15 protein-coding genes and 1 tRNA gene are annotated in these 14,465 nt (G+C 69.9%); 8 read left to right on the top strand and 8 right to left on the bottom strand.

The features are described from left to right. Nucleotides 1-73 precede the first annotated feature (73 nt). Complete coding sequence (locus ASD84_RS21815; protein WP_056715551.1) at nucleotides 74-1,378, top strand: MFS transporter; 1,305 nt, start codon at nucleotides 74-76, stop codon at nucleotides 1,376-1,378. Here the strand turns inward: ASD84_RS21815 and ASD84_RS21810 are convergent. From ASD84_RS21810 to ASD84_RS25610, 4 genes are read right to left on the bottom strand one after another with little or no spacing between them, the layout of a single operon-like run. Continuing rightward, nucleotides 1,375-2,205: an MBL fold metallo-hydrolase gene (locus ASD84_RS21810; protein ID WP_056715548.1), complete on the bottom strand. Its 831-nt coding sequence runs from the start codon at nucleotides 2,203-2,205 to the stop codon at nucleotides 1,375-1,377. The two genes, ASD84_RS21815 and ASD84_RS21810, sit on opposite strands and share 4 nt — an antisense overlap. Nucleotides 2,206-2,209: 4 nt before the next feature. Then, on the bottom strand, nucleotides 2,210-3,082 hold the full coding sequence (locus tag ASD84_RS21805; RefSeq protein WP_156392169.1) for an NUDIX hydrolase: 873 nt from the start codon (nucleotides 3,080-3,082) through the stop codon (nucleotides 2,210-2,212). Further along, nucleotides 3,079-3,537, bottom strand: a complete 459-nt coding sequence (locus ASD84_RS21800; RefSeq protein WP_056715545.1) for a RidA family protein — start codon at nucleotides 3,535-3,537, stop codon at nucleotides 3,079-3,081. The genes ASD84_RS21805 and ASD84_RS21800 overlap by 4 nt, the downstream gene beginning before the upstream one ends. A 1-nt stretch (nucleotide 3,538) precedes the next feature. Further along, the gene (locus ASD84_RS25610; RefSeq protein WP_200954657.1) at nucleotides 3,539-3,691 is read right to left on the bottom strand and encodes a hypothetical protein; all 153 of its coding nucleotides are present in this window, start codon (nucleotides 3,689-3,691) and stop codon (nucleotides 3,539-3,541) included. A gap of 129 nt (nucleotides 3,692-3,820) precedes the next feature. Here ASD84_RS25610 and ASD84_RS21795 point away from each other — a divergent pair, with 129 nt between their 5' ends. Genes ASD84_RS21795 through ASD84_RS21785 form a run of 3 tightly spaced genes read left to right on the top strand, consistent with a single transcriptional unit; the run spans nucleotide 3,821 to nucleotide 6,429 of the window. Continuing rightward, nucleotides 3,821-4,231, top strand: coding sequence for a hypothetical protein (locus ASD84_RS21795; protein WP_056715541.1), 411 nt, complete (start codon nucleotides 3,821-3,823; stop codon nucleotides 4,229-4,231). 18 nt (nucleotides 4,232-4,249) lie between these two features. Next, nucleotides 4,250-5,248 (top strand): ArsA-related P-loop ATPase, encoded by a 999-nt coding sequence (locus tag ASD84_RS21790; protein ID WP_082573949.1) that lies wholly within the window; start codon nucleotides 4,250-4,252, stop codon nucleotides 5,246-5,248. Beyond that, on the top strand, nucleotides 5,248-6,429 hold the full coding sequence (locus ASD84_RS21785; protein WP_082573947.1) for an ArsA family ATPase: 1,182 nt from the start codon (nucleotides 5,248-5,250) through the stop codon (nucleotides 6,427-6,429). The genes ASD84_RS21790 and ASD84_RS21785 overlap by 1 nt, the downstream gene beginning before the upstream one ends. Nucleotides 6,430-6,472: 43 nt before the next feature. Here the strand turns inward: ASD84_RS21785 and ASD84_RS24895 are convergent, their stop codons facing one another. Next, complete coding sequence (locus tag ASD84_RS24895) at nucleotides 6,473-6,754, bottom strand: WhiB family transcriptional regulator (RefSeq protein WP_082574004.1); 282 nt, start codon at nucleotides 6,752-6,754, stop codon at nucleotides 6,473-6,475. A 227-nt stretch (nucleotides 6,755-6,981) separates the two neighbouring features. On the opposite strand from ASD84_RS24895, the gene ASD84_RS21780 reads away from it, so the two are divergent. Next, the gene (locus ASD84_RS21780; RefSeq protein ID WP_156392167.1) at nucleotides 6,982-9,324 is read left to right on the top strand and encodes a transglycosylase domain-containing protein; all 2,343 of its coding nucleotides are present in this window, start codon (nucleotides 6,982-6,984) and stop codon (nucleotides 9,322-9,324) included. 10 nt (nucleotides 9,325-9,334) lie between these two features. Here the strand turns inward: ASD84_RS21780 and ASD84_RS21775 are convergent, their stop codons facing one another. After that, a complete protein-coding gene (locus ASD84_RS21775) occupies nucleotides 9,335-9,793 on the bottom strand; it encodes a GatB/YqeY domain-containing protein (RefSeq protein WP_056715538.1) in 459 nt (152 codons plus the stop codon). A gap of 36 nt (nucleotides 9,794-9,829) precedes the next feature. On the opposite strand from ASD84_RS21775, the gene ASD84_RS21770 reads away from it, so the two are divergent. The 3 genes from ASD84_RS21770 to ASD84_RS25605 all read left to right on the top strand — a co-directional run bounded on the left by ASD84_RS21770 (nucleotide 9,830) and on the right by ASD84_RS25605 (nucleotide 12,014). Beyond that, nucleotides 9,830-10,762, top strand: a complete 933-nt coding sequence (locus ASD84_RS21770; RefSeq protein ID WP_056715534.1) for a metallophosphoesterase — start codon at nucleotides 9,830-9,832, stop codon at nucleotides 10,760-10,762. Between the two features lie 113 nt (nucleotides 10,763-10,875). Then, nucleotides 10,876-10,949: transfer RNA gene (locus ASD84_RS21765), tRNA-Pro, on the top strand. A gap of 213 nt (nucleotides 10,950-11,162) precedes the next feature. Beyond that, nucleotides 11,163-12,014, top strand: a complete 852-nt coding sequence (locus ASD84_RS25605) for a hypothetical protein (protein WP_056715530.1) — start codon at nucleotides 11,163-11,165, stop codon at nucleotides 12,012-12,014. Between the two features lie 94 nt (nucleotides 12,015-12,108). On the opposite strand, the gene ASD84_RS21755 is transcribed toward ASD84_RS25605, so the two are convergent. Together ASD84_RS21755 and ASD84_RS21750 are read right to left on the bottom strand one after the other, a co-directional pair. Continuing rightward, complete coding sequence (locus tag ASD84_RS21755) at nucleotides 12,109-13,152, bottom strand: aspartate-semialdehyde dehydrogenase (protein ID WP_056716145.1); 1,044 nt, start codon at nucleotides 13,150-13,152, stop codon at nucleotides 12,109-12,111. Nucleotides 13,153-13,157: 5 nt separating this feature from the next. Beyond that, nucleotides 13,158-14,435, bottom strand: a complete 1,278-nt coding sequence (locus ASD84_RS21750) for an aspartate kinase (RefSeq protein ID WP_200954656.1) — start codon at nucleotides 14,433-14,435, stop codon at nucleotides 13,158-13,160. Nucleotides 14,436-14,465 lie beyond the last annotated feature (30 nt).

The raw sequence follows: 14,465 nt of genomic DNA, 5'->3' as shown, positions 1-14,465 counted from the left end.
GGGCAGGGACATGACCTCGGAGGTCATCGGCACCGGCGCCTGACCGGAGGTGCGGCGCGGCTAGCCTTGCTGGGTGAGCCTCTCCGCTGCGACCACCGCACGGAGGGCGTACTCCATCTGGGTCGTCGCACTGCTCGTCTACCTGCTGGCGGTGTTCCACCGGTCCTCGCTCGCCGTCGCCGGGCTCGCAGCGACCGAACGCTTCGACATCAGCGCCTCCCAGCTCGCGACCTTCACGATGCTGCAGCTGCTCGTGTACGCCGCGATGCAGATCCCGGTCGGCCTGCTGGTCGACCGCTTCGGCCCCCGCCGGGTGCTGCTGACCGGCGCCGTGGTGCTGATCGTTGCGCAGGCCGGATTCGCCTTCGCCGACACCTACGCGCTGGCGCTGCTCGCCCGGCTCTTCGTCGGCATCGGCGACGCGATGACGTTCATCTGCGTGCTGCGCCTCGTGACCACGTGGTTCGCTCCACGCCGGATCCCGCTGATGACCCAGCTGACCGGCGTGCTGGGACAGCTCGGGTCGATCCTCGCCGCCGTTCCCATGACCTGGGCGCTGGGGCACCTGGGCTGGACCCGCTCCTACCTGCTCGCCGCATCGCTCGGCATCGTCCTGGTCGTCGCCCTGGTGGCGGTCGTGCACGATGCCCCGTCGTCGCGGTCCGTGTTCGGTCCGGCCCTGTCGTGGCCACAGATCCGTGCGTCACTGGGCGCATCGTGGGCCGAGCCCGGCACCCGACTCGGCTTCTGGATGCACTTCTCGACCCAGTTCAGTGCGACCACACTGGGCCTGCTCTGGGGCTATCCCTACTTCGTCCGCGGCGAGGGCCTGTCCGACCACGCCGCGGGCCTGTTGCTGACGCTGATGGTCATCGCCGTGATGACGGCAGGGCCGATACTGGCGTGGGCCATCACGCGCCACCCGTGGGAGCGCTCGACCATCGTGATCAGCATCGTCGTGGCGATCGTGATCATGTGGAGCGTCGTGCTGGCCTGGCCGGGCAACGCGCCAGTCCCCCTGCTGGTGCTGCTGGTGATCGTGGTCGGCGTCGGCGGTCCGGCCTCGATGATCGGCTTCGACCTCGGGCGCACCTCGAATCCCCCCTCCCGTCTGGCCAGCGCGACCGGGATCATCAACCAGGCCGGCTTCCTCGCCAGCCTGATGCTGGTCGTCGGCATCGGTGTCGTCCTCGATTGGCGCACCCCCGGGTCGAGCACGGACTACACGCCCGACGCGTTCCGCGCCGCGATGTCGTGCCAGTACCTGCTCTGGGGCGTCGGACTCGTGCAGATCTGGCGCTACCGGGTGAAGGCGCGCGCCAAGATCATGGCCGAGGAGCCCGAGGCGTACGGCCGGGCACCGCACCAGCTGGGCTAACGCCCCGCCAGGTACGCCAACTGTGCCCGCACCGACCACTCGGCCGCACCCCACAACGACTCGTCCACGTCGGCGTACACGACCTCGACGACCTTGCGGGGCAGGTCGGGGTCCTCGGCGACATCGGGCGGCAACGACGCCGGGGTGAGGCCCAGCCGGGAGAGGGCGCCCTCGACCTGGGCGAGCCGCTCGCGACGGTGCACCACGTAGTGGTCGAGCACGGCGGCCGCGTCCGGCAGCACCGGGCCGTGGGCCGGCCACAGCGACTGCGCCCGGCCGGCGGTGACGAGAGAGCGCATCCTCGCGATGGAGTCGAAGTAGGAGCCGAGGTCGCCATCGGGGTGCACGATCACCGTGGTGCCGCGACCGAGCACCATGTCGCCGGTCAGCAGCGCGCCGTCGGCCTCGATGAGCAGGGACACCGAGTCGCTGGTGTGGCCGGGCGTGGTCAGCACCTCGACCTCGAGGCCTCCGACCGACAGCACCTCACCGTCGACGATCGGCTCCGAACGCCAGCACTGCTCGGGATCCAGGCCCCGCACGCCACAGCCCATCCGCTCCGCGAAGGAGCGGGCTGCTTCGGTGTGGTCGAGGTGGTGGTGCGTCACCACGACGGCCTCGACCTGCCCGGCGACAGCAGCCACCGCGTCGAGGTGGTCGTCGTGCAACGGACCCGGGTCGACCACGATCGACCGGTCGGCGCCGGGCTCGCGCAGCACCCAGGTGTTGGTGCCGTCGAGCGTCATGATGCCGGGGTTGGGCGCGAGGACGCAGCGCCCGCGGGCGCCGTACTCGCCTCCCTGCCAGGGCACGAACGCGTCGCTCACGGCCTCAGGACCTCCGCGCAGCCACCAGCGGGCGCAGGTCGTCGGGCATGGACAAGGTGAACCCCTCGCCCAGCGGCTCGACCTGCGGCATGAACATCTCGACCGTGCGGCCCACACTGGCGGCCATCACCTCGTCGAGGTCGGGGTGGGTCCCGATCTCCAGGCAGGTGAGGTACGTCGGCGGGAGCATCGCGAGCTCGCCACGATCCGCCTGGTCGGCGGCCTCGGCGGCGGGCAGCCAGACGACTTCCGACGACTCCGTGGACACGTCGCGCGTGAGCTGGCCCTCGGGCAACCGGGCCGCGAAGAAGTAGGTCCGGTAGCGCTTCGGCTCGAAGACCGGCGTCAGCCAGCCGGTCCAGACGCCGAGCAGGTCGGTGCGCAGCACCAGCCCGCGCCGGGTCAGGAAGTCGGTCATCGACTCGGCGCGCGACTCGAGCGCGACGCGGTCGGCCTCCCAGTCCTCGCCGGTCGTGTCCGCGACGACACTGTCGGCGGACGTGCCCGCGAGCAGTACCCCCGACTCCTCGAAGGTCTCGCGCACGGCGGCACATACCAGTGCCCGGGCGACATCCTCGGTGGTGCCCAGGCGGGTCGCCCACTCGGCGGGCGAGGGCCCTGCCCAGGCGACGGTGTGGTCGTAGTCCCGCGGGTCGACGCCACCGCCGGGGAACACGCACATGCCACCCGCGAAGGCCATCGTGGTCTGCCGCCGCAGCAGGTAGACCTCAGGAGCGCCGTCGGCACCCGGCCGCAGCAGGATCACGGTCGCCGCGTCCCGCGGCTCGGCGGCCTCACGCTGCCCGTCGGCGTACTCCTGCGCGAGCGCAGCGAGCCGCTCCGGCAGCGGCACCGGCGGCAACGGAATCGTGGTCACCCGACGACCTCGGCGATGACCTCGACCTCGACAGCCGAGTCGAGGGGCAGCACGGCGACGCCGACCGCCGAGCGGGCATGCACCCCGAGCTCGCCGAACACCGCACCGAACAGCTCGGAAGCACCGTTCGCGACAGCGGCCTGCGCCGTGAAGTCCGTCGACGAGGCCACGAAGACGCCGACCTTGAGGATGCGGATGCCCTCGAGCGTCCCGGTCACCGAACGGATCGCCGCCATCGCGTTGAGCGCGCACTGGCGGGCGCACTCGTAGGCCACCTCGGGGGTGACGTCGGCGCCCACCTTGCCGGTCGCGATCAACGCGCCGTCACGCATCGGCAGCTGCCCGGCGGTGTAGACCATCGCACCGCTGCGGACAGCGGGGAGGTACGCCGCGACGGGCGGTACGACGTCGGGGACGGTCAGGCCGAGCTCGGCCAGACGCTGCTCGGCACTCACGTCACTGGGCCGGACGCTTGAAGTACGCGATGTCGTTGCCACCCTGGCCGGGGATGAGCGTGACGAGCTCCCACCCGTCCTGGCCGAAGTTGTTGAGGATCTGCGCCGCAACGTGATTGAGGACGGGCGCTACCTGGTACTCCCACTTGGTCATGCTCCGCACGATACTCAGGCCGGTCGCGGCCGCTGCCGCCGCCCGATCCGCGGCAGCGCTGCGGCAGCGCTGCGGTGAGCCGCAGCGGCACCGAGTGGCGGGCGTCACAACTTGTGCAACGATGCCGCGGTGAGTCTCGACAACGCCGTATGGATGCTGACCGCGCTGGCCGCGGTCGTCGTACTCCTGACCAGGATGCGACTCTCCTCGGAGCAGTCCCAGGCAGGCCACGCGCTCGTCCCTCTCGGGATCGTCAAGGCGCACACCATCGTGGGCGTGCTGGCACTGGCCGTGTGGATCTACTACCTGACCTCCCCGGGAGGCACCGTCGGCGCCGTCGCGCTGGTGGTGTGGTGGATCGAGGTCGCCGTCGGCCTGCTGATCCTGACCCGGTGGATGACCCGTCCGAGCAAGCACGCCGCCGACGCGACGGGCGACAGCTGGGCCCAGGGACCGGCCCTGTCGATCCTGGGGCACATCGGCATGTTGGTGGGCATCAGCTTCTTCACGTGGATCGTTCTCGCGGACAAGCTCTCCTGAACCACTAGGCTTCGGCCCGTGAGTGACTGGTCGAAGGTGCGTCTGCACATCGTCTCCGGCAAGGGCGGCACGGGGAAGTCAACCGTTGCCTCGGCGCTGGCTCTGGCGCTGGCCGGCAAGGGCAAGAACGTCCTGCTCTGCGAGGTGGAGGGCCGTCAGGGCATCGCGAGGATGTTCGACGTCGACCCGCTCCCGTACGTCGAGCGGCGCCTGACGACCGGTCTCCCGGACGAGGACGGCGGCCGCGGCGTGGTGCACGCGCTGCACATCGACGCGGAGTCCGCGCTGCTGGAGTACCTCTCCATGTACTACCGGCTCGGTCGCGCCGGAAAGGCACTGGACCGCTTCGGTGTCATCGAGTTCGCCACCACCATCGCGCCGGGCGTGCGCGACGTGCTGCTGACCGGCAAGGTCTACGAGGCCGTCGAGCGCAACAGCCGCAACAAGGGCGCCATCACCTACGACCACGTCGTGCTGGACGCGCCCCCGACCGGCCGGATCTGTCAGTTCCTCAACGTCAGCAACGAGCTCGCCGGCCTGGCGAAGGTCGGTCCCATCAAGGCGCAGTCCGACACGATGATGACGCTGTTCCGGTCGCCGCGCACGGCCGTCCACCTGGTCACCGTGCTCGAGGAGATGCCGGTGCAGGAGACCATCGACGGCATCGCGGAGCTGCGCGCCAACCGGCTCCCCGTCGGCGGCGTGATCGTCAACCTCGCCCGGCCCCAGGACCTCACGGCCGACGACCTCGCGGCGGCCCGCACCGGCAGCCTCGACCAGGCGCGGATCGAGAAGGACCTCGCCGCGGGTGGCCTCGCCGTCACCCCGACGCTGGTCGAGGACCTCGTCGCCGAGGCGGCCGACCACGCCGAGCGGCGCGCGCTCGAGGACTCCCAGCGCGAGCTGGTCGCGAAGCTGGACGTGCCCTCCTACGAGCTGCCCCGGATGGCCGGCGGCATCGACATCGGCGGGCTCTACGAGCTCGCCGCCCACCTCCGAGCACAAGGGATGGCGTGATGGCCCGGAGCAGCACGCAGCGACAGACCCGGGTCGGACCCGCGACGCCGCCCGCACGGCGGGCAGGCACCCTCGACGTCGACGCCCTCCTCGATGACCCGAAGACGGGGATCATCGTGTGCTGCGGCTCCGGCGGCGTCGGCAAGACGACGACCAGCGCCGCGCTCGCGCTGCGCGCTGCCGAACGCGGGCGGAAGGTCGTCGTACTCACGATCGACCCGGCCCGGCGCCTCGCCCAGTCGATGGGGATCGCCGAGCTCGACAACACCCCGCGACCGGTCACCGGTGTGCAGGGCGACGGCAGCCTCGACGCGATGATGCTGGACATGAAGCGCACCTTCGATGAGGTGGTCATCTCCCAAGCCAGCCCCGAGAAGGCGAAGCAGATCCTGGCCAACCCGTTCTACATCGCGCTGTCGAGCTCGTTCGCGGGCACGCAGGAGTACATGGCGATGGAGAAGCTCGGCCAGCTGCACCGCGACTCCCGCGCGGCCGGCACCTACGACCTGATCGTCGTGGACACGCCTCCGTCACGCTCGGCGCTGGACTTCCTGGACTCCCCCGAACGCCTGTCGAGCTTCCTCGACGGCAAGTTCGTCCGGCTGATGATGGCGCCGGCCAAGGGTCCGGCCAAGCTGATGTCGGCCGGCTTCGGCCTGATCGTGAACGCGATGACCAAGATCCTCGGCGCCCAGTTCCTCAAGGACCTGCAGACGTTCGTGACCGCGCTGGACACCGTCTTCGGTGGCTTCCGGCAGCGCGCCCAGCAGACCTACTCGCTGCTCAAGGCCGACGGTACGGCGTTCCTCGTGGTCGCCGCGCCGGAGCCGGACGCACTGCGCGAGGCGGAGTACTTCGTGGAGCGGCTCAGCGAGGACGGCATGCCGTTGGCCGGACTGGTGATCAACCGGGCCAGCCCCGAGCCGACCGGAGCGCTGTCGGCGGACGAGGCCATGACGGCGGCGGCGCGGCTGCGTCAGCAGGATGCGGGGTCGCTGACAGCGGGTCTGCTCCGGTTGCACGGCGACCGCGTGCGGATGGTGCAGCGCGAAGGCATGCTGCGCGACCGGTTCGCGACCGCGCACCCGCAGGTGGCGACGGTCGTGGTGCCGGCGCTCGCCGGAGACGTGCACGACCTCGACGGGCTGCGCACGGTCGGCACCCTGCTCGCACAGGGGTGAAGCAGCCGGGAAGGTCGCTCGCGCGGCCTTCCCGGATCAGGCCTCAGACAGCCGGAACGACCTGGCCGTCGCGCGCGTCCTCGAGGACCTTGCGCCACGATGCGCTCGGGCGGCGTCGCAGGAGCGCACGGCGCTCCCGTTCCGTCATTCCGCCCCAGACGCCCCACTCGATCTGGTTGTCGAGCGCCTCAGCGAGACACTCGGTGCGCACGGCACATCCCGAACACACTTGCTTGGCCTTGTTCTGCTCTGCGCCCCGGACGAAAAGCTGGTCCGGCTGCGCGTCCCGACAGGCTGCCCTTGGCGCCCAGTCATCTACCCACATGTTGTCCCCTTGTGGTTCCCACATCCGAAGAGCCAGCACCCCCACAGCGCATGGTCTCTCCGACCTAGACAAAGTAAAGGATGGAGACCCTTCTCCAACATCGCTCGTTCTGCCCAACCTGTCTAGTCACATCTGACTAGACGTTTGCTCGGTCGAGCGCGTCTCCGGTGCGACGGGGAGGCCGCGACGAGTCCGGGAGACACCCGTACGTCCCGTACCCTGAGGCCATGTCTCGTCTCCGCTTCGACGGCCTGCCGCCCGGCAAGATCGCCTCCCATCTCGGCGTGATGCTGCTGGTGTCCGCCGTCCTCGGCGTGGTCGTCTCGGGTCTCGCGATCCCGTTCGCCGGCGTGCTGGGCTTCACCGCCCGCAACGTGGCCGAGTCCGTCGACGACCTCCCGCAGCAGCTCGAGACCGAGCAGCTTCCGCAGCGCACCGAGATCAAGGACAAGGGCGGGCGCACCATCGCCACCCTCTACGACCAGAACCGGGTCGACGTACCCCTGCGGCAGATCTCGCGCACGATGGTCGAGGCCATCGTCGCGATCGAGGACTACCGCTTCTACCAGCACGGCGCCCTCGACGTGAAGGGCACGATCCGCGCGCTGTTCACCAACCAGGCAGCCGGCGGCGTCGCCCAGGGTGGCTCGTCGATCACCCAGCAGCTGGTGAAGCTGACGTTGATCAACCAGGCCAAGACCGACGAGGAACGCGCCGCGGCGACCGACGACACCTACGGCCGCAAGCTCAAGGAGCTCCGCTACGCGATCGCTCTCGAGAAGCGCCAGTCCAAGGACTGGATCCTCGAGCGGTACCTCAACACCGCCTACTTCGGTGACGGCGCGTACGGCGTCCAGGCCGCCGCCCAGCACTACTTCAGCGTCAACGCCAAGGACCTCGACCTGCGCCAGGCGGCCCTGCTGGCCGGGCTCGTGCAGAGCCCCGAGGCGTACAACCCCACCAAGAATGCCGCCCAGGCGGTGGTGCGCCGCAACATCGTGCTCGGCCGGATGGCCCAGCTCAGCGTGATCACCGACGCCGACGCCGACGCGGCCAAGAAGCGCCGGCTCGGGCTCAAGGTGCAGGAGCAGCCGAACGGTTGCGTAAACTCCGGAGCCCAGTTCTTCTGCGACTACGTCCTGCGCTGGCTCAAGACCGACCCCGCGCTCGGCGACACCCCCACCGAGCGCGAGGCGCTGATCTTCAACGGCGGCCTGACGATCAAGACCACGATCGACATGCGCTTCCAGAAGGCCGCACAGGCGTCGGTCAAGGCCCACGTCTTCAAGGACGACCTGGCCGTTGGCGCCCTCGCCCTGATCGAGCCCGGCAGCGGCAACGTGCGCGCACTCGCCCAGTCGCGGCCGATGGGCAAGAAGAAGGGCCAGACGTTCCTCAACTACTCCGTCCCGACCAAGTACGGCGACGCGGCGGGTTTCCAGCCCGGATCCACCTTCAAGGCGTTCGTGCTGGCTGCCGCGATCCAGAAGAAGATCCCGCTGAGCAAGCGGTTCCCGGCACCCAACCCGGGTCGCTTCCCGCTCAGCGAGTTCCAGACCTGTGACGGCCCCTACCAGGACAGCACCATCTGGACACCCGGCAACTCCACGAGTTCCTCCGCCGCACCCAACCTCTACGAGGGCACCCAGAAGTCGGTCAACACGTTCTTCGTGAACCTCGAGAAGGAGACCGGCATCTGCGAGCCGTGGAAGCTCGCCAAGCGGATGGGCATCCGCTCGCTGACCAAGGCCAACATCGTGCCGTCGTTCACCCTCGGTGTCGCGGACGTGAGCCCGCTGGAGATGGCCGAGGCCTACGCGACCTTCGCCGCGCGCGGCCTGCACTGCGACGCCCGCCCGGTCACGCAGATCGAGGACGTCGAGGGCAACGTGCTCAAGGAGTACGCGAAGAGCTGCACCCAGGTGCTGGCCAGCCCGGTCGCGAACGCCGTCAACGACGTGCTCCGCGGCGTGATCGCTCCCGGCGGATTCGGTGCGGCACTGAGCCCCGGCCAGCCGGCTGCCGGCAAGACCGGCACGACGAGCGGCAACAACTCGGTCTGGTTCGTCGGCTACACGCCGAACCTCGCTGGCGCGGCCACGGTCGCCGGCGCGAACCGGGCTGGCCACCCCGAGTCCCTGGACGGCAAGTCCGTCGGCGGCCGGACGCTGTACACGTCCTCCGGTTCGACGACGGCAGGCCCGCTGTGGGGCGACACGTTCAAGGCGATCGCGCAGTACCTCGCCGACGAGGACTTCGAACGGCCGTCCTCCACCGACATCGCGGGCGTGCTGACCCCGATCCCCGATGTGAGCGGTCGCAGCTACGAGGACGTCAGCGCCGAGCTGGAGGCCCTCGGCTTCACCGTCGTCCGTGGCCGCACGGTCGACTCAGGCTTCCGCGCCGGCCTGGTCGCCTACTCGTCCCCCGGTGCGGGCGCCGACCTCGGCTCGGGCGACACGGTCACCCTCTACATCTCCGACGGCAGCCCGAAGGCCAAGAAAAAGAAGAAGAAGCGCGGCGGCGATCCTCCCGCCGGCACCCCCGGGGCCACTGCCGGGGACGACTGAGCGCGCTGGCTCAGCCGAGCTGGCGTCGTACCTCTGCAGCGACAGCGGCGCCGTCGGCGCGCCCCTTGACCTGCGGCGTCACGATGCCCATCACCTGGCCCATCGCCTTGGGGCCGGCCCCGGCCGCGCCGACCTGCTCGACGGCGGCAGTGACGATCGCTGCGATCTCCTCGACCCCGAGCTGCTGGGGCAGGTAGTCCTGGAGCACGGCCGTCTCGGCCCGCTCCTTGGCCGCCTGCTCGGGCCGGTTGCCCTCCTCGAAGGCCACGGCGGCCTCGCGGCGCTTCTTGGCCTCGCTGGAGAGCACGGTGAGCACCTCGTCGTCGGAGAGCTCCTTGGCGACCTTGCCGGCCACCTCCGCGTTCGTGACCGCGGTGAGGACCATCCGCAGCGTGGAGGACCGCACGTCGTCACGGGCCTTGATGGCAGTGGTGAGGTCAGCGCGCAGACGGTCCTTGAGGGTGCTCATGCGTTGATTGTGCCTGCCGTGTGATGTGCTTGCCGAATGGGATTCGTGCGCGCTCTGCTGCGGACCGCAGGACTCGGCGGAGTGCTCGGGGCCACCGTGACGTCGTACGCCGCCTGGGAGGCCCGCCAGTACACGCTGCGGACCTACGACGTCCGGGTGCTCCCGGCCGGGATGCGGCCGTTGCGGGTGCTGCACCTCACCGACATCCACATGACGCCCGGGCAGACCCGCAAGCAGGAGTGGCTGCGGTCGCTGGCCGCCCTGGAGCCCGACCTGGTCATCGACACCGGCGACAACCTCGCGCACCGCGATGCCGTGCCGGTCGTCCTCGACAGCCTCGGTGACCTGCTCGACGTGCCCGGCGTGTTCGTCCACGGCTCCAACGACTACTTCGAGCCCCGCTTGCGCAACCCGATCGCGTACCTGCTGCCGGACGACGGCAAGCGCCACACCGAGGTCCCCCAGCTGCCCTGGGGCGACCTGAGCGCCGGCCTGGCCGGCGCAGGGTGGCTGGACCTCACCAACCGTCGCTCCCGCCTCACCGTGGGCGAGACCACCTTCGCGTTCGCGGGGGTGGACGACCCCCACCTCGGGTACGACGACCTCCCCGCCGTTGCCGGAGCAGCGGAGACCGACGCCGACCTGCGCCTCGCGGTGACGCACGCGCCGTACCTGCGCGTGCTGGACCAGTTCGCGGCGGACGGGTACGACGCGATCATCGCCGGGCACACCCATGGCGGTCAGGTCCGTCTTCCCTGGCCCGGCGGTGCCCGCGCGCTCACCACGAACTGCGACATCGATCCCGCGCGGGCTCGCGGCCTGCACCGCCACCCCGCCGACTCCCGTCCGGGCGATCCCAGGTCGGCGGTGCTGCACGTCTCGGCGGGCATCGGCACCAACCCGTACACCCGGGTCCGGATCGCCTGCCGGCCCGAGGCGGTCGTGCTCAACCTGCTGCCCCTGGCGTAGTACTGGCCGGGTCCCGGGCCGGTCGAAACCCGGCTCCCGATTGCAGGTCGGCCTCTCGCCTCCGCTATGCTCCCGTGCTTGTGAGCCGTCCCCGCAAGGGGGCTGGTGATCGGCGGGCTGTGGCGCAGCTTGGTAGCGCGCTTCGTTCGGGACGAAGAGGCCGCAGGTTCAAATCCTGTCAGCCCGACCGTGTGATCTCGCAAGAGATGCGAAAGATCCGAACCCTCATCGGGGGTTCGGATCTTTCCGTTTTCCCGATGTTCCGGGCCGTCACGACCGACACACCGGTCTTTCCTGCGCTCAGCCCGCACCAGGTGCGTGCTGAGCGCAGGAGAACGGCGTGTCCGGCCTCGCGTGGGGGTTGTCCCCTTGGCCGGACCTTCGTGACAGACTGCACGCCATGTCAGATGAGCAGGACAAGCTGAAGCTCAGCTTGGAACCGCCCAAGCTGTTCGGGCGCAAGAAGAAGCCGGTCGAGACGTCCGGCGCGCCCGAAGAGCCCACCCCGGCGGCCGCATCTCGTCCGACGCCCGCGACGGCTGAGGTCCCGGCGACCGAGGAGCCCGTCGCCGAAGAGCCCGTCGCCGAAGAGCCCGTCGCCGAGGAAGAGATCGTCGAGGAGCCCACGGCGGTCCTGGAGACTGTGGAGCCCGAACCCGAGCCGGAGCCGGAGCCCGAACCGGAACCCGAACCGGAACCCGAACCCGAACCCGAACCTGCTCCCGTCGCGACCAAACCGACCGTCACCCAGCCGAAGCCGGCGCCCAAGGCGGCCGCGAAGCCGGTCCAGGTCGAGCCGGAGCCGGTGTCGACGACCACCGCTGCCACCGAGGACGCCGAGATCGCAGCGATCGGGCCGGACGGCCCCCTGCTGACCCTCTACCGCGCCGCCGCCCTCACGGGCTTCGTGGTGGGCGCCGCAATGGTCGCCCTGACCTGGCTGTCGCTGCGCGGCTGTGAAGCCGTCCGGGGCACGTCCTCGTGCGGCGGTGGCCCGGGCTTCCTGCTGCTGATCGCCACCTTCGCACTGTGTGTGCTGCTGGGCAGTGCCCTGCTGAAGGTCTTCCTGATTCCCGACCCCGGCAGCAGCAGCTTCCTGGCGGTGGGCCTCGTGGCCGTGGTGGCCCTGTTGTTCCTGATCGACCTGCTCGACAGCTGGACGATGCTCATCATCATTCCCGTGCTGAGCATCGCGGGCTATCTCGCCTCGGTGTGGGTCACCAAGACGTTCGTGGAACCAACAGAAGCCTGATCCTGCACTGGGGCTGGACGACGAAACTCATGCCTGGACGACGAACCTTCCTCGTCCAGGCTTGAGTTTCACCGGCCGGCCGGTGAAACTCCCGTCACCGCGAGGCGGCGATCAGCTCCGCGATCTGCACCGTGTTGAGGGCGGCGCCCTTGCGCAGGTTGTCGTTGGACACGAACAGAGCCAGGCCACGGTTGTCGTCGACGCCCGGGTCCTGACGGATCCGGCCGACGTACGACGGGTCCTTCCCGGCCGCAGCGAGCGGGTTCGGGATCTCGGCGAGCTCGACGCCGGCCGCGCCGGAGAGCAGCTCGGTCGCCCGGGCAGCGGTCAGCGGCCGCTCGAACTCGGCGTTGATCGCCAGCGAGTGGCCGGTGAAGACGGGGACCCGCACGCACAGGCCGGAGACCCGCAGGTCGGGGAGGCCCAGGATCTTGCGGGACTCGTTGCGGAGCTTCTGCTCCTCGTCGGTCTCGTTGAGACCGTCGTCCACGATGCTGCCGGCCAGCGGCACCACGTTGTAGGCGATCGTCCGCTGGTAGACGCCGGGCTCGGGGAACGTGACGGCCTCGCCGTCGTACGCCAGCTCACGGGCCTTGTCGCCGGCTGCCTCGACACGCGTGGCGAGCTCCTCGACACCGGCGATGCCGGAGCCGGAAACGGCCTGGTACGTCGACGCGATCAGCCGGACCAGGCCGGCCTCGTCGTGCAGGGGCTTGAGCACGGGCATCGCGGCCATCGTGGTGCAGTTCGGGTTCGCGATGATGCCGCGACCGGCGGCGATCACCTCGGCAGCCGCCTCGGGGTTCACCTCCGAGACGACGAGCGGGATCGACGGGTCCTTGCGGAAGGCCGAGGAGTTGTCGACGACGATCACACCGGCGTCGACGAACCGGGGCACGAGCGCCCGGGACGCGGTGGCACCGGCGGAGAACAACGCGATGTCCAGCCCGGTCGGGTCGGCCGTCTCGGCGTCCTCCACGACGATCTCGCGGTCGCCGTAGGCGAGCACCTTGCCCGCGGAACGAGCCGAGGAGAAGAACCGGATCGTGTCAGCCGGGAAGTTCCGCTCCAACAGGATCTGGCGCATGGCGACGCCGACCTGGCCGGTGGCCCCGACGATTCCGATGCTGAGTCCCATGGCGTTCATCGCCCCGTTCCGCCGTACACGACGGCCTCGATCTCGTCCGAGCCCAGCTCGAAGGTGGCGTGTGCAGCGTTGACGGCGTCCTCGACCTGCGTCTCCGCGACGACGACGGAGACCCGGATCTCGGAGGTGGAGATCATCTCGATGTTGACGCCCGCCTCGGAGAGCGCCTCGAAGAAGCGCGCCGAGATGCCCGGCGAGGAGCTCATGCCGGCGCCGACGATGGAGACCTTGCCGACGCTGTCGTCGTACTGCAGGCTCTCGAAGCCGACCGCTTCCTGGATCCGGGACAGCGCGGTCATCGCGGTCTGGCCCTCACCGCTCGGCAGCGTGAACGAGATGTCCGTGCGGCCCGTCGCGGCGGCCGACACGTTCTGGACGATCATGTCGATGTTGATCTGCGCGTCGGCAACGGCGCGGAACAGTGCGGCCGCCTCGCCCGGCTTGTCCGGCACACCGACGACAGTGATCTTGGCCTGGCTGCGGTCGTGGGCGACACCGGTGATGATGGCGGCTTCCATGGATTCCTCCTGGACTACATCCTCGGCCTTGACGACCCAGGTGCCCTCCTTCTCGGAGAAGGACGAGCGGACGTGGATGGGCATGTCGTAGCGGCGGGCGTACTCGACGCACCGCAGGTGCAGGATCTTGGCACCCTGCGCGGCCATCTCGAGCGTCTCCTCGTAGGAGATGCGCGGCACCTTGCGGGCGCGCGGCTCGATCCGCGGGTCGGCGGTGAAGATCCCGTCGACGTCGGAGTAGATCTCGCACACGTCGGCCTTGAGCGCGACGGCGAGCGCCACGGCAGTCGTGTCCGAGCCGCCGCGGCCGAGCGTGGTGATGTCCTTGGTGGTCTGCGAGACGCCCTGGAAGCCGGCGACGATGGCGATCGCGCCCTCGTCGATGGCCGCCTGGATGCGACCGGGCGTCACGTCGATGATCTTGGCCCGGCCGTGCTCGGCATCGGTGATCACACCGGCCTGCGAACCGGTGAAGGACCGCGCCTCGTGCCCGACGCTCTGGATCGCCATGGCCAGCACGGCCATCGAGATCCGCTCACCGGCGGTGAGCAGCATGTCGAGCTCACGGGCCGGCGGCAGCGGGGAGACCTCGTTGGCGAGATCGATCAGCTCGTCCGTCGTGTCCCCCATCGCCGAGACCACGACGACGACCTGGTGGCCGGCCTTCTTGGTGTTGACGATGCGCTGCGCGACGCGCTTGATGCCGGCCGCATCGGCGACCGACGAGCCGCCGTACTTCTGCACGACAATGCCCACGGGGGCTCACTCCTGGCTGTACGGGGAAGG

It is taken from the genome of Nocardioides sp. Root682 (assembly GCF_001427795.1).
Classification (GTDB): Bacteria; Actinomycetota; Actinomycetes; order Propionibacteriales; family Nocardioidaceae; genus Nocardioides.
Note: the sequence above shows the minus strand (reverse complement) of the source record. Positions and strands in the feature narration are given on the sequence as shown.

What these genes read in the sequence shown, in the direction of transcription:
- ASD84_RS25610 (WP_200954657.1), bottom strand. Translation starts at nt 3,691, where the DNA reads ATGACCAAGTGGGAGTACCAGGTAGCGCCCGTCCTCAATCACGTTGCG.
- ASD84_RS21785 (WP_082573947.1), top strand. Translation starts at nt 5,248, where the DNA reads ATGGCCCGGAGCAGCACGCAGCGACAGACCCGGGTCGGACCCGCGACG.
- ASD84_RS24895 (WP_082574004.1), bottom strand. Translation starts at nt 6,754, where the DNA reads ATGTGGGTAGATGACTGGGCGCCAAGGGCAGCCTGTCGGGACGCGCAG.
- ASD84_RS21780 (WP_156392167.1), top strand. Translation starts at nt 6,982, where the DNA reads ATGTCTCGTCTCCGCTTCGACGGCCTGCCGCCCGGCAAGATCGCCTCC.
- ASD84_RS21775 (WP_056715538.1), bottom strand. Translation starts at nt 9,793, where the DNA reads ATGAGCACCCTCAAGGACCGTCTGCGCGCTGACCTCACCACTGCCATC.
- ASD84_RS21770 (WP_056715534.1), top strand. Translation starts at nt 9,830, where the DNA reads ATGGGATTCGTGCGCGCTCTGCTGCGGACCGCAGGACTCGGCGGAGTG.
- ASD84_RS25605 (WP_056715530.1), top strand. Translation starts at nt 11,163, where the DNA reads ATGTCAGATGAGCAGGACAAGCTGAAGCTCAGCTTGGAACCGCCCAAG.
- ASD84_RS21755 (WP_056716145.1), bottom strand. Translation starts at nt 13,152, where the DNA reads ATGGGACTCAGCATCGGAATCGTCGGGGCCACCGGCCAGGTCGGCGTC.